The organism is Arenimonas caeni, assembly GCF_003024235.1.
GTDB lineage: Bacteria > Pseudomonadota > Gammaproteobacteria > Xanthomonadales > Xanthomonadaceae > Arenimonas > Arenimonas caeni.
Map to the genome: position 1 here is coordinate 94,025 of NZ_KZ679091.1, position 18,298 is coordinate 112,322.

The 18,298-nt window shown below is 70.4% G+C and carries 14 protein-coding genes; 10 read left to right on the top strand and 4 right to left on the bottom strand.

Annotated elements, in window-relative coordinates; translation table 11 throughout:
- Nucleotides 1-20 precede the first annotated feature (20 nt).
- Nucleotides 21-1,694: a DNA repair protein RecN gene (gene recN / locus C6N40_RS09080; RefSeq protein WP_106990700.1), complete on the bottom strand. Its 1,674-nt coding sequence runs from the start codon at nucleotides 1,692-1,694 to the stop codon at nucleotides 21-23.
- 134 nt (nucleotides 1,695-1,828) lie between these two features.
- Here recN and hrcA point away from each other — a divergent pair, with 134 nt between their 5' ends.
- The 4 genes from hrcA (at nucleotide 1,829) to dnaJ (ending at nucleotide 6,701) form a co-directional block, all read left to right on the top strand.
- Nucleotides 1,829-2,878 (top strand): heat-inducible transcriptional repressor HrcA, encoded by a 1,050-nt coding sequence (gene hrcA, locus C6N40_RS09085; RefSeq protein WP_106990701.1) that lies wholly within the window; start codon nucleotides 1,829-1,831, stop codon nucleotides 2,876-2,878.
- Nucleotides 2,879-2,921: 43 nt separating this feature from the next.
- Nucleotides 2,922-3,440, top strand: a complete 519-nt coding sequence (gene grpE, locus C6N40_RS09090; RefSeq protein WP_106990702.1) for a nucleotide exchange factor GrpE — start codon at nucleotides 2,922-2,924, stop codon at nucleotides 3,438-3,440.
- 100 nt (nucleotides 3,441-3,540) lie between these two features.
- Nucleotides 3,541-5,466 (top strand): molecular chaperone DnaK, encoded by a 1,926-nt coding sequence (gene dnaK / locus C6N40_RS09095; protein ID WP_106990703.1) that lies wholly within the window; start codon nucleotides 3,541-3,543, stop codon nucleotides 5,464-5,466.
- A gap of 107 nt (nucleotides 5,467-5,573) precedes the next feature.
- On the top strand, nucleotides 5,574-6,701 hold the full coding sequence (dnaJ, locus tag C6N40_RS09100) for a molecular chaperone DnaJ (RefSeq protein ID WP_106990704.1): 1,128 nt from the start codon (nucleotides 5,574-5,576) through the stop codon (nucleotides 6,699-6,701).
- Here dnaJ and C6N40_RS09105 read toward each other — a convergent pair whose 3' ends face one another.
- The 3 genes from C6N40_RS09105 to C6N40_RS09115 are packed head-to-tail and all read right to left on the bottom strand — an operon-like array spanning nucleotide 6,702 to nucleotide 9,923.
- On the bottom strand, nucleotides 6,702-7,538 hold the full coding sequence (locus C6N40_RS09105) for a M48 family metalloprotease (RefSeq protein ID WP_106990705.1): 837 nt from the start codon (nucleotides 7,536-7,538) through the stop codon (nucleotides 6,702-6,704).
- Between the two features lies 1 nt (nucleotide 7,539).
- Entirely contained in the window at nucleotides 7,540-8,076 is a 537-nt protein-coding gene (locus tag C6N40_RS09110) for an SH3 domain-containing protein (protein ID WP_106990706.1), read from the bottom strand.
- Nucleotides 8,073-9,923, bottom strand: coding sequence for an adenylate/guanylate cyclase domain-containing protein (locus C6N40_RS09115; RefSeq protein WP_106990707.1), 1,851 nt, complete (start codon nucleotides 9,921-9,923; stop codon nucleotides 8,073-8,075). The genes C6N40_RS09110 and C6N40_RS09115 overlap by 4 nt, the downstream gene beginning before the upstream one ends.
- Nucleotides 9,924-10,009: 86 nt before the next feature.
- Here C6N40_RS09115 and dapB point away from each other — a divergent pair, with 86 nt between their 5' ends.
- The 6 genes from dapB to greA all read left to right on the top strand — a co-directional run bounded on the left by dapB (nucleotide 10,010) and on the right by greA (nucleotide 18,298).
- Nucleotides 10,010-10,744, top strand: coding sequence for a 4-hydroxy-tetrahydrodipicolinate reductase (gene dapB, locus C6N40_RS09120; RefSeq protein ID WP_106990708.1), 735 nt, complete (start codon nucleotides 10,010-10,012; stop codon nucleotides 10,742-10,744).
- 132 nt (nucleotides 10,745-10,876) lie between these two features.
- Nucleotides 10,877-12,004, top strand: coding sequence for a glutamine-hydrolyzing carbamoyl-phosphate synthase small subunit (gene carA, locus C6N40_RS09125; RefSeq protein WP_106990709.1), 1,128 nt, complete (start codon nucleotides 10,877-10,879; stop codon nucleotides 12,002-12,004).
- A 33-nt stretch (nucleotides 12,005-12,037) separates the two neighbouring features.
- Complete coding sequence (locus C6N40_RS09130) at nucleotides 12,038-13,939, top strand: alpha/beta hydrolase family protein (protein WP_162782168.1); 1,902 nt, start codon at nucleotides 12,038-12,040, stop codon at nucleotides 13,937-13,939.
- The gene (locus C6N40_RS09135; RefSeq protein WP_162782169.1) at nucleotides 13,936-14,571 is read left to right on the top strand and encodes a hypothetical protein; all 636 of its coding nucleotides are present in this window, start codon (nucleotides 13,936-13,938) and stop codon (nucleotides 14,569-14,571) included. The genes C6N40_RS09130 and C6N40_RS09135 overlap by 4 nt, the downstream gene beginning before the upstream one ends.
- A gap of 11 nt (nucleotides 14,572-14,582) precedes the next feature.
- A complete protein-coding gene (carB, locus tag C6N40_RS09140; protein ID WP_106990712.1) occupies nucleotides 14,583-17,825 on the top strand; it encodes a carbamoyl-phosphate synthase large subunit in 3,243 nt (1,080 codons plus the stop codon).
- A complete protein-coding gene (greA, locus tag C6N40_RS09145; protein WP_106990713.1) occupies nucleotides 17,822-18,298 on the top strand; it encodes a transcription elongation factor GreA in 477 nt (158 codons plus the stop codon). Before carB ends, greA begins: the two co-directional genes overlap by 4 nt.

Genomic DNA, 18,298 nt, shown 5'->3' on the forward strand with positions numbered 1-18,298 from the left:
TGCCGCACCGCGGCAAAAAACTACTTCCCGCTCGCGCGCGATAGCAGCTGGCGGGCGTTGGCGCGGACTTCCTTGGTGATCTCCACGCCGCCGAGCATGCGGGCGAGTTCTTCGACGCGGGCCTTGTCGTCCAGGGCTTCGACCTGGCTGTGGGTGGCGTCGGCTTCGACGGCCTTGCTGACCCGGTAGTGGTGGTGGCCCTGGGCCGCCACCTGGGGCAGGTGGGTGACGCACAGCACCTGCCGCTCGGCGCCCAGCGCGCGCAGCTTCTGGCCCACCACCTCGGCCACCGCGCCGCCGATGCCGGTGTCGACCTCGTCGAACACCATCGTCGGCACCGCGTCCAGGCCCAGCGCGGCCACTTCGATGGCCAGGCTGATGCGCGCCAGTTCGCCGCCGGAGGCCACCTTGCGCAGCGGCCGCGGCGGCTGGCCGGGGTTGGCCGACACCAGGAACTCGCAGCGCTCGGCGCCCGACGGGGTGGGGCGGGTGGTGTCGAGCGGCTCGAGCGCGACGGTGAACACGCCGCCGCCCATGCCCAGTTCGCCCATCAGGCCGGCCACGGCCTCGCCCAGCGCCGTGGCGGCACGGGCGCGGGCCTGGCCCAGGCGTGCCGCGGCGACCTGCCACTCGCGCGCCGCGACTTCGAGTTCGCGACCCAGGCGCGCAGCGCGTTCGCCGGCGCCGGCCAGGCCCTCGAGTTCTTCCTGTAGCGCGTCGCGCCGGGCGGCCAGTTCTTCGAGCGGCACCCGGTGCTTGCGCGCGAGCTCGTGCAGGCGCGCCATGCGTTCCTCCAGCTGCTGCAGGCGGGCCGGGTCGAGGTCGAGCTCGTCGTGCACGCGCTCGAGCCCGGCCGCGGCCTCGGCCAGCTGGATGCCGGCGGAGTCGAGCAGGGCCAGCACCTCGGCCAGGCGCGGCTCGTCGCCGGCCAGGCGCGCCAGCTCGCCCTGGGTCTGGTGCAGCAGGCGCTGCAGCGACAGCCCGTCGTCGCCGGCCAGGCGCGCAAGCGCCGCCTGGCAGCCCTGGATCAGGCCAGCGGCATTGGCCTGGCGGCGGTGCGCCGCGGCCAGTTCCTCCAGCGCTTCCGGGCGCAGGTCTTCGTCGGCCAGTTCACCGGCCTGGTGTTCGAGCCAGGCGAGGCGTTCGCCCACGTCGCCGCTGCGGGCCAGCTCGGCCAGCTCCCGGTCGACGCCTGCCCAGCGCCGGGCGGCGTCGCGCACCTCGGCCAGCATCGGCCCGTGCTGGCCGAAGGCATCGAGCAGGGCCAGCTGCTGGCCCCGGTCGAGCAGGGCCTGGTGTTCGTGCTGGCCGTGGATCTCCACCAGCAGCCCGCCCAGGGCCGCCAGTTGCCCCAGCGTGGCCGGCCGGCCGTTGATCCAGGCCCGCGAGCCGCCGTCGGCGCGAATGACCCGGCGCAGCTGGCAGGCCTCGTCGTCGTCGAGTTCGTTCTCGCGCAGCCACTCGCGCGCGGCCGGCGCGTCGGCGAGGCTGAACTCGGCGGCCAGCTCGGCGCGCTCGGCGCCGTGGCGGACGATGCCGGCGTCGGCGCGGGCGCCGGTGAGCCACATCAGCGCGTCCACCAGCAGCGACTTGCCGGCGCCGGTTTCGCCCGAAACCACGGTCATGCCCGGCCCGAAGGCCAGTTCGGCGCGGCTGACGACGGCGAAATCCTGGAGCGTGAGGTGGCTGAGCATGGTGGCGGCGATTTTGCCTCAAAGCCGGCAGCTTCCGCTGCCCCCGTCTCAGGGATCAAGACAGGCTCGTCCGGCCGGCGGGTAGGCATTCGCCGCGTCTTGCGCGCCGGGGGCGGCGGCCTTATCTATGGGGCATGGACCTGAACCTGGACCCGCGCGCCCGCCGCCTGCTGCGCACCCTGATCGCCCAGCACATCCGGGACGGCGAGCCCGTGGGTTCGCGCACCCTGGCCAAGCGTTCGGGCCTGGACGTGAGCCCGGCGACGATCCGCAACATCATGGCCGACCTCGAGGAGGTCGGCCTGGTCTCGGCGCCGCACACGTCCGCCGGGCGCGTGCCCACGGCCCAGGGCTACCGGGTGTTCGTCGACAGCCTGCTGCAGATGAAGCCGCTGCAGGAGGCCGAGGTGCGCCAGCTGCGCGAGCAGCTGCCGGCCGGCGCCGGCACCCAGGCCCTGCTGTCGAACACCAGCGAGCTGCTGTCGGCGATGAGCCAGTTCGTGGGCGTGGTCACCGTGCCCCAGCGCAGCCAGTTCGCCTTCCGCCACATCGACTTCGTGCCGCTCGAGGCCCAGCGCGTCCTGGTGATCCTGGTCTTCACCGACAACGAGGTGCAGAACCGCATCATCAGCCCGCGCCGGGCCTACACCGGCCCGGAGCTCGAGCAGGCCGCCAACTACCTCAACGCCCACTTCGCTGGCCGGCCGCTGGCCGACATCCGGGCCCGGCTGCTGCGCGAACTGAGCGACACCCGCAGCGAGATGGAGCGCCTGCTCAGCGCCGTGGTCGAGCTGTCCGAGCAGGCCCTGGGCGACGGCGCGCCCGGCCCCGAGGACATGCTGCTGGCCGGCCAGACCCGGCTGATGGGCGTGCAGGACCTGTCCGACCTCGACCGCCTGCGCGAGCTGTTCGATGCCTTCTCCCGCAAGCGCGAGATCCTCCAGCTGCTCGAGGGCACCCTCAAGGCCCAGGGCGTGCGGGTGTTCATCGGCGAGGAAACCGGGCTGGCGCCGCTCGACGCCTGCACCGTGGTCACCGCGCCCTACCGCTCGCAGGGGCGGGTGATGGGCGTGCTGGGCGTCATCGGTCCGACCCGCATGGCCTACGACCGGGTCATCCCGATGGTGCAGGCCACCGCCGACCTGCTCGGCGCCGCCTTGAATCCCGAGCCGCCGACCCCATAGCCTGCCTGACCCCCGCCGGACGCGGGGCAGCGAACAGGATCCCATGCACAGCGAAAACCCGACCCCGGACGCGAGCGCGTCCGCCGACGTCCCCGACCTCGACACCGACGACCTGGCCAACGAACTCGAGCAGCTGCGCGCCGCCCTGGCCGGAGTCCGCGAAGAGGCCCTGCGCGAGCGGGCCGACCTGGACAACCAGCGCAAGCGCCTGGCCCGCGACCTCGAGCAGGCCCGCCGCTTCGCCAACGAGAAGCTGCTGTCCCAGCTGCTGCCGGTGCTCGACAGCCTCGAGGCCGGCCTCAAGGCCGCCGGCGACAGCGCCGGCCCGCTCAGGGATGGCCTGGAGCTCACCCTGCGCCAGCTGCTGAAGGTGGGCGAGGACAACGGCCTGGCCCAGCTCGATCCCGAAGGCCAGGCCTTCGACCCCGAGTGGCACCAGGCCATCAGCCAGCTCGAGTCGCCGGACGCGAGCCCGGGCACCGTGCTGCAGGTCTTCCAGAAGGGCTACGCCCTGCACGACCGCCTGCTGCGGCCCGCCCTGGTGGTGGTCGCCGCCGGCTGAGCCTTTCACGGGCCTTGAACACTTCGCGGCGGGCCCCACATACCAAGCAACCGCGGCCGCCGCCGCCAATACAGATTCGAATCGATCAGGGAGTCACACCATGGGCAAGATCATCGGCATCGACCTGGGCACCACCAACAGCTGCGTTTCCGTGATGGAAGGCGGCGTGGCCAAGGTCATCGAGAATTCCGAGGGCGACCGCACCACGCCCTCCATCGTCGCCTTCACCAAGGACGGCGAGGTCATCGTCGGCGCCTCGGCCAAGCGCCAGGCCGTCACCAATCCCAAGAACACCTTCTACGCCGTCAAGCGCCTGATCGGCCGCAAGTTCACCGACGCCGAGGTCAAGAAGGACCTCGACCTGGTGCCCTACGGCATCCTGGCCCATGACAACGGCGACGCCTGGGTGCAGACCGCCGACGGCAAGAAGATGGCGCCGCAGGAGATCTCCGCGCGCGTGCTCGAGAAAATGAAGAAGACCGCCGAGGCCTACCTGGGCGAGGCGGTCACCGAGGCCGTGATCACCGTGCCGGCCTACTTCAACGACAGCCAGCGCCAGGCCACCAAGGACGCCGGCCGCATCGCCGGCCTCGATGTCAAGCGCATCATCAACGAGCCCACGGCCGCGGCCCTTGCCTATGGCCTGGACAAGAAGGGCGGCGACCGCAAGGTGGCCGTGTACGACCTGGGCGGCGGCACCTTCGACGTCTCGATCATCGAGATGGCCGAGATCGACGGCGAAAAGCAGTTCGAGGTGCTGGCGACCAACGGCGACACCTTCCTGGGTGGCGAGGACTTCGACGCCCGCGTCATCGACTACCTGGTCGAAGAGTTCAACAAGGAGCAGGGCCTCGACCTGCGCAAGGACCCGCTGGCCCTGCAGCGCCTGAAGGACGCCGCCGAGCGCGCCAAGATCGAGCTGTCCTCGTCGCAGCAGACCGAGGTCAACCTGCCGTACGTCACCGCCGACGCCTCGGGCCCGAAGCACCTGAACATCAAGCTCACCCGGGCCAAGCTCGAGGCGCTGGTGGACGACCTGGTCAGGAAGACGATCGAGCCCTGCCGCGTCGCGCTCAACGACGCCGGTCTGCGCGCGTCCGACATCTCCGACGTCATCCTGGTCGGCGGCCAGACCCGCATGCCCAAGGTGAAGGCGGCCGTGGCCGAGTTCTTCGGCAAGGAGCCGCGCCAGGACGTGAACCCCGACGAGGCCGTGGCCATCGGCGCCGCGGTGCAGGGCGGCGTGCTCGCCGGCACCGTCAAGGACGTGCTGCTGCTCGACGTCACCCCGCTGAGCCTGGGCATCGAGACCCTGGGCGGCGTGATGACCAAGATCATCGAGAAGAACACCACCATCCCGACCAAGGCCTCGCAGGTGTTCTCCACCGCCGAGGACAACCAGTCGGCCGTCACCGTGCACGTGCTGCAGGGCGAGCGCGAGCAGGCCCGCTTCAACAAGTCGCTGGCCAAGTTCGACCTCTCCGGCATCGAGCCGGCGCCGCGCGGCATGCCGCAGGTCGAGGTGTCCTTCGACATCGACGCCAACGGCATCCTGCACGTCTCGGCCAAGGACAAGAAGACCGGCAAGGAGCAGAAGGTCGAGATCAAGGCCGGTTCCGGCCTGAGCGAGGACGAGATCCAGCGCATGGTCGCCGACGCCGAGGCGCACCGCGAGGAGGACAAGAAGTTCCATGAGCTCGTCACCGCCCGCAACGCCGCCGACGGCCTGATCCACGCCACCCGCACCGCGATCACCGAGCATGGTTCGAAGGTCCCGGGCGAGCAGCTGGCCGGCATCGAAAGCGCGCTGTCCGAGCTCGAGACCGCCATGAAGGGCGACGACAAGGCCCAGATCGAGGCCAGGACCAACGCCCTTCAGCAGGCTGCGCAGTCGCTCTACGCGGCGGCCGCGGCCGGCAACCAGGGCGGCCCGGAGGACGGCGGCGACGCGCCGGGTCCGCAGGCCAAGGCCGACGACGTGGTGGACGCGGAATTCACCGAGGTCAAGGACGACGATCGCAAGTGATGCATCCTTCCCGCATGCCCCCGGGCATGCGGGCTGGCTGCCCGCGCCGGGCCGGTGATTCCGGTGGGCGCGGGCGCTTTGCTGTCAGGGGTTGACCAGGATTCTCAATGAGCAAGCGTGACTATTACGAGGTGCTGGGCGTCTCGCGCAGCGCGACCGAGGATGAGCTGAAGAAGGCTTACCGGCGCGCGGCGCAGAAATTCCATCCCGACCGCAATCCCGGCGACAAGGCCGCCGAGGCCAGCTTCAAGGAGGCCAAGGAGGCCTACGAAGTCCTGTCCGACGGCGGCAAGCGCCGCATGTACGACCAGCACGGCCATGCCGCCTTCGAACACGGCATGGGCGGCAACAACCCGGGTGGCCCGGGTTTCGCCGACGTCAACGACATCTTCGGCGACATTTTCGGCGACATCTTCGGTGGCGGCCGCCAGCGCGGCCCGCGCCGCGGCGCCGACCTGCGCTATCTGGTCGAGCTCGACCTGGAAGAAGCCGTGTTCGGCGTCGAGAAGCGCATCGAAGTGCCCACGCTCGTGGCCTGCGAGCCCTGCAAGGGCAGCGGCTCGGAGGACGGCAAGGTCGAAACCTGCGCCACCTGCCGCGGCCGCGGCCAGGTGCGCATGCAGCGCGGCATCTTCGCCGTGCAGCAGGCCTGCCCGGCCTGCGGCGGGCGCGGCCAGACCATCGCCCAGCCCTGCAAGAGCTGCCACGGCAATGGCCGGGTGCAGGACACCAAGGTGCTGCAGGTCAAGATCCCGGCGGGCGTCGACAACGGCGACCGCATCCGCCTGGCGGGCGAGGGCGAGGCCGGCCCGGCCGGCGTGCAGCCGGGCGATCTGTACGTCGAGGTCGAGGTGCGCGAGCACCCGATCTTCCAGCGCGACGGCAACGACCTGTATTGCGAGGTGCCGGTGCGCTTCTCGCAGGCGGCGCTGGGCGCCGACATCGTGGTGCCCACGCTCGAGGGCGAGGCCCTGATCAAGGTCCCGCACGAAACCCAGACCGGCAAGCTGTTCCGCCTGCGCGGCAAGGGCGTGCGCTCGGTGCGCAGCCAGGCCGTCGGCGACCTGCTGTGCCGCGTCGTGGTGGAAACCCCGGTCAACCTGACGGCGAAGCAGCGCGAGCTGCTCAGGGAATTCGAGGCCACTTTCGAGGGCGAGCAGGGAGCGCGGCATTCGCCGCGCTCCTCGGGCTTCCTGGACGGCGTGAAGGCCTTCTGGGACCGGATGACGTCCTGATCAGCGCACCATGCGCCCGGGCGCCTCGACGTCGGCGTAGGCCTCCAGCCGGTCGCCGATGACCTTGTCGAGGTAATCGATGCGGGTCACCGGGTTGGGGTGGGTCGAGAACATCAGGGCCACGCCCGCGTCGTCCGGCGCGGCGCCGTCGAGCGTGTGCAGCACCGAGACCAGGGCGTAGGGGTTGTAGCCCCCGCGGGCGGCGATGACCATGCCGTGCGCGTCGGCCTGGTACTCGTCGTTCTTGTCCAGGCCGCGCGCGAACAGCTCGATGCCCACGCCGAAGGCACGGTCGCCGAAGCGGCGCACCACCTCGTTGTCGCTGCGCGCGACGGCTTCGCCGGCCAGCTCGTTGGCGAAGTCCTTGCCCATTTCCTTCTTGATCGCGTTGACCTGGTGGCGCTCGACCACGTGCGAGATCTCGTGGGCGAGCACGGCCGCCAGTTCGGCCTCGTCGGCCAGGCGGTCGTAGAGGCCCTGGGTGATCAGCACGGTGCCGCCGGGCAGGGCGAAGGCGTTGACGTCGGTGCTGTCCATCACGCCGAAGCGCCAGGGCAGGTCGGGGCGCTCGGTCTGCAGCGCCAGCCACAGGCCGACGCGGTTGACGTAGGTCTGCAGGGCCTGGTTGCGCACCAGCGGCCGGGCGCCGAGCAGCTGCGCGGCGATGCCGCGACCAAGCTCGATCTCGTCCTCGGTGGTGATCTCGGCGCTGGCGTCGGCGGCCCTCTTGCCGAAATTCAGCAGCTTCTCGGCGCTGTCGCCGAAGCGGCCGAAACCGGCCGCCGGGCTGGCCAGGGCGAGCGCCACGAGGGCGGCGAGCACATGACGGGTCTTCATCTCACTTCCTCCGGCTGCGGCGGTCGGCCTTGAGATAGGCGACCTGGTGGGCCTCGAGCTGGCCTGACATGGCGTAGAGGCGGGCGTCGTCGGCGCTGGCGGCGAAGTCGTCGAGCATCGCCACTTCCGACGGCGCCGAGCCGGCGCCACGCAGGATGTCGGGCGACAGGCCCTTCACGCCGGTGCTGACGGTGGTGCCGCTCGAGCCGGTGAGGAAGGCCTGGGCGAGCTGGTTGCCACCGCCGGCGGCCTTGCCGTCGCTGCTGCCGGTGCGCAGGTTGAGGATGCGCACCCAGCCATTGGCGTCGGGGCCGGACTGGACCCCGGCCCAGGCGCCCTTGCGCCCGGTGATCTCGACCTGCGAGCGGGCCTTGAGCTTGCCCACCACCTCGGACGAACCCAGCGGTTCGCTGTGGAGCGGGGTGTCCCGGAGCACGGTGCCGGAGTCGGCGAATGCCGCGCCGGCGGCGAGGGTGGCGGCCAGCGCCAGCGCCAGCGCCGGCGGACGCTTCGGGGTGGATCGTTCGGGTGCCTTCACGGGTTACCTCCTGCTTGTTGCTGCAACGGCCTGCGGACGGGTTCGTAGAGCTCGACCGGCTTTTCCCGGCCCTTGACCTTGAACTGCCCGCGGTACAGGAACTCAAAACGCGAAACGGCGCCGCACCGTGCCTTCGTGTCCTCCGACACCAGCACCCGGGCCACGCCCTTGGTGGTGCCCTCGATGCGGCTGGCCAGGTTCACGGTGTCGCCGATGGCGGTGTATTCCATGCGGCTGTCGCTGCCCAGGAACCCCACCACCGCCGGCCCGGTGTGCAGGCCGATGCCGACGTCGAAGTCGCCCAGCCCCTCGCCGTTGGCGGCGAGTTCGCGCTTGAAGTCGTCCAGGGCCAGGGTCATGTCCAGCGCCGCCTCCACCGCCTTCTCGGCATGCCCCGGGGTCTCGGTGGGGGCATTCCAGAAGGCCATGATCGCGTCGCCGATGAATTTGTCCAGCGTGCCGCCGTGCCGGAAGATCACGTCCACCTGGCGGCTGAAGTAGCGGTTGAGCAGGTCGACCACCTGCTCCGGGGTGCGGGTCTCGGACAGGGTGGTGAAACCGCGGATGTCCGAGAACAGGATGCTGATGTCGCGGGCTTCCGGCTTGCGGCCGCGGTCGAGCTCGCCGCTCTCGACCAGGCCCTCGACCACGCGCGGGTCCAGGAACCGGCCGAAGATGCCGACGGTCGCTTCGCGCTGGCGCCGCTCGATCCACTGCGCCTCCACGGTGAGCAGGCCGTAGCCCAGCCAGGCCAGCAGCAGGGCGGCGGCGACCGGGAGGTAGAGGTGGGCGCCCAGCGCCGCCCAGGCGCCGCCCAGGACCAGCAGGCTGGCCAGGCCCAGGCCCAGGCCGGCCTGCAGCGGGCTGCGGCGTCGGTGGAAGGCCAGCGCCACGCCGGCCACCAGCAGGGCGGCCAGCGGCCAGCGCGCCGGCAGGTCGTGCAGCCAGTCGCCGCTGCGCAGGTTGGCCAGCGCCGTGGTGATCACGTGCACGCCCTGGGTGTGCTGGCCCAGGGGCGTCGGGCGCAGGTCGTGCAGGCCCGGGGCGGTGGGGGCCACGACCACGAGCTTGCCGGCCAGGGACGGCGCGATGGCGGGCTCGCGCTGGCCGAGGTCGTTGAACAGGTCGCTGTAGGCGATCGTCGGCGGCAGCCGGCCGTACCAGTTGATCCGGATCCGCGCCCGGTCGGGCAGGGTGGTGCCCGAGAAGCGTGCCAGGTTGGCGGCCATCGAATGCAGGCGCCAGCCGTCGATGTCCTCGTACAGGCGGGCATGCCGGCCCACGCCGTCGCCGTCGGCCTCGAAGTTGATCAGGCCGCCGCGCCAGCTTTCCGGGTCCAGTACGCCGGGCACCAGCAGTGTCGCGCTGGCGCCAGGGTCCGCACCGGGGCGTCGTTCGGCCCCGAAACTGGGCGGCAGCAGGGACAGGGGCGTGCGATTGCCGTCGGCCAGCCGCATGGACGCGAAGAAAAGGTTGTCCTGGCCGGCGACGATTTCCCTGAACACCTCGTCGGAGTCGAGGCGGAAACTGTCGTACTCGTTGAACATGAAGTCGAAGGCCACCGCCTTCGGGCCGTGCGCGGCCAGGCCGTCGAGCAGTTCGCCGTGCACCGAGCGCGGCCAAGGCCAGCTGCCGGCGACCTCGTTGAGTTCGTCGAGGCTCTTCTGGTCGATCGCCACCACCACGATGTCGTCCGGTGGCTGGCGCCCGGCGGCGTGGCCGGCGAGCAGCCAGTCGCCCAGGCGGTTGTCGGCGCGCTCGAGCACTCCGCCCAGTTGAAGCACGATCGCCAGTACGGTCAGGGCCAGCAGCGGCAGGCGGATCGGCACGTGCTTGGACGGTGGCATGCGCGATGGGGCTCCGGGCGCGGCGGTGGGATGGCCCGAGTGTAGCCGTTTGCCAGCGCAGGCCGCTTTCCGCTAGCGTCGCCGGCATGAATCCGGATGACCTGAAGATCCTCGTCCACGGTGCCAGCGGCCGCATGGGCCGGGCCGTGCTGCGTCTGGCCGGCGAGCGGCCCGGGCTGCGCGTGGTGGCTGCGGTGTCGCGCAGCGGCGAGATCCTGCCCGAGGCGCCCGAGGTGCCGGTGCTGCCGGTCGCGCGCCTGGCCGAGGCGCCGGCCTGCGACCTGGTCATCGACTTCAGCCTGCCCGAGGCCTTTGATGCCGCGCTCGCGGCCTGCCTGGCCCGGGGCGCGGGCCTGGTCAGCGGGACCACCGGCCTGTCGGAACGGCAGCACGCCGCGCTGGATGCGGCCGCGCTGCAGGTGCCGGTGCTGTGGGCGGCCAATTTCAGCGCCGGCGTCGCAGTGCTGCATGCGCTGGTGCGCCAGGCGGCCGCGGCGTTGCCGTCGTGGGACGCCGACATCGTCGAGTCCCACCACGTGCACAAGAAGGACGCCCCGTCGGGCACCGCGCTCACCCTCGGCGAGGCGGTAGTGGCCGGCCGGGGCAGGGCGCCGCACTACGCCAGCCTGCGTGCCGGCGACATCGTCGGCGAGCATCTGGTGCAGTTCACGGGCCAGGGTGAACGGCTGGAACTGGTGCATCGCGCCACGAACCGGGAGATTTTCGCGCGCGGCGCGCTGGAGGCCGCGTCCCGCCTCGCCCGGCGCGGTCCGGGGCGCTACGATTTCGGCCAATTGCTGCTGGCCGACGGGCGGATTTAGATTCCCTTTTGGGGCCGATGTCGCTAGACTTCCCGCTCGCCTGAACCCCCACCCGCACGGACCTGGTTCCACCGAGTCCGCGGGTGTTCGCACACCCGGCGAACGGGTTCCTCCAACCCAAGGCGACAGCCCGTGACCCATCCCGCAATCCTCGCGCTCGAAGACGGCACCGTGTTCGAGGGCGTTTCCGCCGGCGCCAGCGGCCAGCGCACCGGCGAAGTGGTGTTCAACACCGCCATGACCGGCTACCAGGAGATCGTCACCGATCCTTCCTACGCCCGCCAGTTGGTTACCCTCACTTACCCGCACATCGGCAACACCGGTTGCACGGCCCAGGACGACGAAGCCGAGAAGCCCTGGGCTGCCGGCCTGATCGTCCGCGACGTGCCGCGCCGGCCGAGCAACTGGCGCAGCCAGGCGGCCCTGCCCGAATGGCTGGCCGCGCGCGGCGTGGTGGCCATCGCCGGCATCGACACCCGCCGACTGACCCGGCTGCTGCGCGACCGCGGCGCCCAGAACGGCTGCCTGTGGGCCGGCGATGACATCGACCGCGACGCCGCCGTCGAGGCCGCCCGCAAGTTCCCGGGCCTGGCCGGCATGGACCTCGCCAGGGAAGTGAGCACCCGCGAGCGCTACGCCTGGACCGAGGGGCAGCTCGACCTCGACGCCGGCGAATTCGTGCGGGTCGAACCGCGTTTCCACGTGGTGGCCTACGACTTCGGCGTCAAGCGCAACATCCTGCGCATGCTGGCCGAGCGCGGCTGCCTGGTGACCGTGGTGCCGGCCCAGACCCCGGCGGCGCAGGTGCTGGCCGAGAAGCCCGACGGCGTGTTCCTGTCCAACGGCCCCGGCGACCCGGCGCCCTGCGACTACGCCATCGCCGCCATCCGCGAGTTCCTGGCCGCGCGCATCCCGGTCTTCGGCATCTGCCTGGGCCACCAGCTGCTGGCCCTGGCCAGCGGCGCGCGCACGATGAAGATGAAGTTCGGCCACCACGGCGCCAACCACCCGGTCATCGACCTGCACAGCCAGCGGGTGATGATCACCAGCCAGAACCACGGTTTCGCCGTGGACGAAACCAGCCTGCCGGGCAACGTGCGGGTCACGCACCGTTCGCTCTTCGACGGCTCCAACCAGGGCATCGAACTCACCGACGCCCCGGCTTTCAGCTTCCAGGGCCACCCGGAAGCCAGTCCCGGTCCGCGCGACGTGGCCGGATTGTTCGACCGCTTCGTCGACATGATGTCGGCGGCGCGCTGACCCGATGCCCTGGGGAGAGGGATGACAATGACGATGTTCCGACGTTTCCTGCTTGTTGCCTTGCTGGCCCTCGGGCCGGCCCTCGCCACCGCCGCGCCCGAGCGCCTGCCGGTGGGTGAATTCTTCAAGGATCCGGAGTTCACCTCCGTTTCGCTGTCGCCCTCGGGCAAGTACATCACCGTGTCGGTGCCCCAGGGCGACCGCACCGTGCTGGCCGCCTTCGAGATCGACGGCATGAAGCTGGTGGGCAAGTGGGACTACGGCGAGAAGCGTCACATCGAGCGCGTCACCTGGGTCAACGACGAGCGTTTCCTGATGTTCGTCTCGCGCAAGGTCGGTCGCTTCGACTTCCGCGTCGGCACGCCCGACGTGTATGCCTCGAACGTCGACGGCACCCAGCGCGCCGACATGCCCAACCTGGGCTACTACGACATCGTCGACCTGACCTGGGACGACCCGCGCACCATCCTGGTGCAGCGTTCGGTCGATTCGGCCTTCCTCTCCCGCTACGACGTCTACAACGGCCGCGTCAGCACGGTGGCCACGGCCCCGGTGCGCTTCGGCGGCTTCCTGCTCGACCACGAGGGCAAGGTGCGCTACGCCCTGGGCCAGCAGGAGGACCAGACCACGGTCACGCTGCGCCGCGACGGCGATCGCTGGACCACGGTGCACACCGCCGAGATGGGCGGCGACGTGCGCATCCCGCTGATGTTCTCCGGCGACAACAAGCGCGTCTACTTCGCCACCAGCGAGGAAGGCCGGCCGGCCGGGCTGGTGCTGGTCGACCCGGAAACGGGCGACGAGACGCCGGTCGTCTCCAACCCCAACGTGCAGCCGTACACCTACCTGACCAGCAGCGACGACCGCGAGCTGCTGGCGGTGGCGTTCATGGACGGCCTGCCGGGCTATGAGTTCATCAACCGCGACCACCCGGAGTCGAAGACCTACGCGGGCCTGATCAACGCCTTCCCGCAGCATGCCGTGAGCTTCCAGGGCATCAGCCGCGACGGCCGCCTGGTGCTGTTCCGGGCCTACAGCGACGTCGATCCGGGCGCCTACTACCTGTTCGACCGCACTACCGGCGCGGCCCAGTTCCTGCTGGCCTCGATGGAGTGGATCGACCCGGAGAAGATGGCCGAGATGCGCGCGGTGTCCTTCACGGCGCGCGACGGCACCCGGGTCCACGGCTACCTGACCCTGCCCAACGGCGCCGGCAAGGGCCCGCTGCCGCTGGTGCTCAACCCGCACGGCGGCCCGCACGGCATCCGCGACATGTGGGGCTTCAACCCCGAGGTGCAGTTCCTGGCCAACCGCGGCTACGCGGTGCTGCAGGTCAACTTCCGCGGTTCCGGCGGCTACGGCTCGGGCTTCGAGCGCAAGGGCTACCGCAACTGGGGCACCACCATGGTCGACGACATGACCGACGCCGTCGACTGGGCGATCGCCCAGGGCATCGCCGACAAGGACCGCATCTGCACCTACGGCGCCTCCTACGGTGGCTACGCGGCGCTGCAGACCGTGGTGCGCGAGCCCGTCAAGTACCGCTGCACGATCGGCTACGTCGGCGTCTACAGCCTGCCGCTGATGTTCAAGGATGGCGACATCCCGGAAACCGAGTCCGGCCGCGCCTTCCTCGAGCGCGTGATGCCCGAGACCCTGGCCGAGCAGCAGCGCCAGTCGCCGGCCTTCAACGTCGACAAGATCCGCATCCCGGTGATGCTGGTGCAGGGCGCCAAGGACCAGCGCGTGCCGATGTCGCAGTACCGGCTGCTCAAGAAGAACCTCACCGACGCGGGCCGGGCGCCCGAGGTGGACATCGTCGAGGACAAGGAAGGCCACGGCTTCTACGACTACGACAACCAGGTCGAGCTGTACACGGCGATGGAGAAGTTCCTCGACAAGTACATCGGCGCGGGCGCCGGAGGCTCGCGTTGAGCAGGCTCTCCCGGCTGCTCGGGGTGCTGGCGACCGGCCTGCTGCTGGCCGCCGGCCCGGCGCTGGCGGACGCCGGCAAGGCCAAGCGCTTCGAGGATGCGCTGGTCACGGCGATCCCGATGGGCCAAGTGTTCGCCATGATCGCCGGCGGCGACCCGGACTGGCCGCGCAAGCAGATCGATCCCGACATGAGCGCGGGCCAGTCGGCCTGCCTGGCCGGCGAGCTGAGCGCCGACGGCGAGCGCCGCCGCCTCCGGCCGCTGGTGAACCGCTACCTGGCCGACAACCCGGACCGGGTGGATGCCGACCTGGCGATCCTGGAGCTCGGCGGTCCCGCGCTCGGGATGATGATGATCGCGGGCGCGCGCCAGGAGCAGACCGGCGTGCCGGTCGACGAAGCGGCGCTGCTCTCCACCCTGTCGCAGGAACAGACCGAAGCCTTCGTGGCCATGATGGCCGGCCCCGAGCACGCCTCCCTGCGCGTGCTGATGGGCATCGGGAACGCCTTCGACGCCAATGCGAGCCGGGACCACAACGAAGCCGCCGGCGAAGCGGCGGGCGAGGACCTGGCCCTGCGGATCATGCGCCGCGCCTTCGCCATTTGCGAAACCCCCTTCCCGCTGGACAACTGAAAGACAAGACCATGCCCAAGCGCACCGACCTCAAGAGCATCCTGATCATCGGCGCAGGCCCGATCGTCATCGGCCAGGCCTGCGAGTTCGATTATTCCGGTGCCCAGGCCTGCAAGGCGCTGCGCGACGAGGGCTATCGCGTCATCCTGGTGAACTCGAACCCGGCGACGATCATGACCGACCCGGAGATGGCCGACGCCGTCTACATCGAGCCGATCAACGCCGCCACGGTCGAGCGCATCATCGCCAAGGAAAAGCCGGACGCGCTGCTGCCGACCATGGGCGGCCAGACCGCGCTCAACTGCGCGCTCGACCTGGCCGACGCGGGCGTGCTCGAGAAATACGGCGTGGAGCTGATCGGCGCATCGCGCGAGGCGATCCGCATGGCCGAGGACCGCGAGCTGTTCCGGGTCGCCATGGCCGAGATCGGGCTCGAGTGCCCCAAGGCCGAGGTGGCGCGGAGCTTCGAGCAGGCCGTCGAGATCCAGGCCAAGGTCGGTTTCCCCACCATTATCCGTCCCAGCTTCACGCTCGGCGGCAGCGGCGGCGGCATCGCCTACAACCGCGAGGAGTTCGAGGAGATCGTCAAGCGCGGCCTCGACCTGTCGCCGGTGCACGAGGTGCTGGTCGAGGAGTCGGTGCTGGGCTGGAAGGAGTTCGAGATGGAAGTGGTCCGCGACAGCGCGGACAACTGCATCATCATCTGCTCCATCGAAAACCTCGACCCGATGGGCGTGCACACCGGCGACAGCATCACCGTCGCCCCGGCCCAGACGCTCACCGACCGCGAATACCAGCGTCTGCGCGACGCCTCGATCGCCGTGCTGCGCAAGATCGGCGTCGACACCGGCGGCTCGAACGTGCAGTTCGGCATCAACGCCGAGAACGGCCGCGTGGTGGTGATCGAGATGAACCCGCGCGTCTCGCGCTCTTCGGCGCTGGCGTCCAAGGCCACCGGCTTCCCGATCGCCAAGGTCGCGGCCAAGCTGGCGGTGGGCTACACGCTCGACGAGCTGCGCAACGACATCACCGGCGGCGCCACCCCGGCTTCGTTCGAGCCGTCGATCGACTACGTGGTCACCAAGATCCCGCGCTTCGCCTTCGAGAAGTTCCCGGCCGCCGACGCCCGCCTGACCACCCAGATGAAGTCGGTGGGCGAGGTGATGGCCATCGGCCGCAGCTTCCAGGAGTCGATGCACAAGGCCCTGCGCGGCCTGGAGACCGGCAAGGTCGGCTTCGACCCGACCGGTGACGCCGGCCGCGGCGAGGAAGGCCTGCTCAAGATCCGCCGCGAGCTCAAGGAGCCGGGCCCGGAGCGCCTGTTCCAGGTCGCCGAGGCCTTCCGCGCCGGCCTGTCGGTCGACGACGTCTATGGCCTGAGCTTCATCGACCCCTGGTTCCTCGACCAGATCGAGGAGATCGTGCTGGCCGAGAAGGGCGTGGCCGACGCCGGGCTGGCCGGCCTGGACGCCGCGTCGCTGCTTCGCCTCAAGCGCCAGGGCTTTTCCGATGCCCGCCTGGCCCAGCTTGCCGGCACCGACGAGACCGCCGTGCGCGCCCTGCGCCGCGCCTTCGGCGTGCGCCCGGTGTACAAGCGCGTGGACAGCTGCGCCGCCGAGTTCGCCACCCAGACCGCCTACCTGTACTCGACCTACGAGGACGAGTGCGAGGCCGCGCCGACCGACCGCCGCAAGATCATGGTGCTCGGCGGCGGCCCCAACCGCATCGGCCAGGGCATCGAGTTCGACTATTGCTGCGTGCACGCCGCGCTGGCGCTGCGCGAGGATGGTTTCGAGACCATCATGGTCAACTGCAACCCGGAGACCGTCTCGACCGACTACGACACCTCCGACCGCCTGTACTTCGAGTCGCTGACGCTCGAGGACGTGCTCGAGATCGTCGAGGTCGAGAAGCCCGAGGGCGTGATCGTGCAGTACGGCGGCCAGACCCCGCTCAAGCTCTCGCGTGCGCTCGAGGCCGCCGGCGTGCCGGTCATCGGCACCAGCCCCGACAGCATCGACCTGGCCGAGGATCGCGAGCGCTTCCAGAAGCTGGTCGAACAGCTGGGCCTGCTGCAGCCGCCGAACCGCACCGCCCGCAACGCCGAGCAGGCGATCGCGCTGGCCAACGAAATCGGCTACCCGCTGGTGGTGCGCCCGAGCTACGTGCTCGGCGGTCGCGCCATGGAGATCGTCTATTCCGACGCCGACCTGGCGCGCTACATCCGCGAGGCGGTGCAGGTCTCGAACGACTCGCCGGTGCTGCTCGACCGTTTCCTCGACAACGCCGTCGAGGTGGACGTGGACATCATCGCCGACGCCGAGGGCAACGTGCTGGTGGGCGGCATCATGGAGCACATCGAAGAGGCCGGCGTGCACTCGGGCGACTCGTCGTGCTCGCTGCCGCCGTACTCGCTGCCGGCGCACGTGCAGGACAAGCTGCGCGTGCAGGTGGCCGAGCTGGCGCGGGCCCTGAAGGTGGTCGGCCTGATGAACACCCAGTTCGCGATCCACATCGACGAGCAGGGCAACGACACCATCTACCTGCTGGAAGTGAACCCGCGCGCCTCGCGCACCGTGCCCTTCGTCTCCAAGGCCATCGGCGTGCCGCTGGCCAAGATCGCCGCGCGCTGCATGGCCGGCCGCACGCTGGCCGAACAGGGCGCGACCCGCGAGGTCATCCCCGGCTACTACTCGGTGAAGGAAGCGATCTTCCCCTTCGCCAAGTTCCAGAACGTCGACCCGATCCTGGGCCCGGAGATGCGCTCGACCGGCGAGGTGATGGGCGTGGGCCGCAGCTTCGCCGAGGCCTTCGGTCGCGCCGAGGAAGCCGCCAACATCAAGGCGCCCGTGCCGGGCAAGGCCTTCGTCTCGGTGCGCGACCCGGACAAGCAGCGCCTGCTGCCGGTGGCCCGTGACCTGCTCGAGCGCGGCTTCAGCCTGGTGGCCACCGCCGGCACCGCGAATTTCCTGCAGGAGCAGGGGCTGGCCTGCGAGCGCGTGAACAAGGTCATCGAGGGCCGTCCGCACATCGTCGACCTGATCAAGAACGGCGAGATCAGCTACATCGTCAACACCACCGAGGGCAAGCAGGCGATCGCCGACTCGTTCTCGATCCGGCGCGAGGCGCTGCAGCACCGCGTCACCTACTCGACCACCATCCCTGGCGCGCGTGCGCTGATCCGCGGCACCGACACCCGCGGCAACGCCCGGGTCTGGTCGCTGCAGGAACTGCACAAGGAGCTTCACGGATGAGAGCCCCCCTGACCACCACCGGCGCCGCGCGCCTGCGCGAGGAGCTCGAGCACCTCAAGTCGGTCAAGCGGCCGGCGGTGATCAACGCCATCGCCGAGGCCCGCGCCCACGGCGACCTGAAGGAAAACGCCGAGTACCACGCCGCGCGCGAGCAGCAGGGTTTCATCGAAGGCCGCATCCAGGAGCTCGAGTACACGCTCTCGCATGCCCAGCTGATCGACGTGTCCACGCTCAACGCCGGCAGCCGCGTGGTGTTCGGCGCCACCGTCGACCTGGCCGACTGCGACACCGGCGACGAGGTGACCTACCAGATCGTCGGGGACCTCGAGGCCGACATCAAGCGCGGCCTGATCTCGGTGTCCTCGCCGCTGGCGCGCGCCCTGATCGGCAAGCACGAGGGCGACACCGTCACCATCCAGGCGCCGGCCGGCGCCCGCGACTACGACATCGTCGGCGTCCGCTACGAGGCCTGA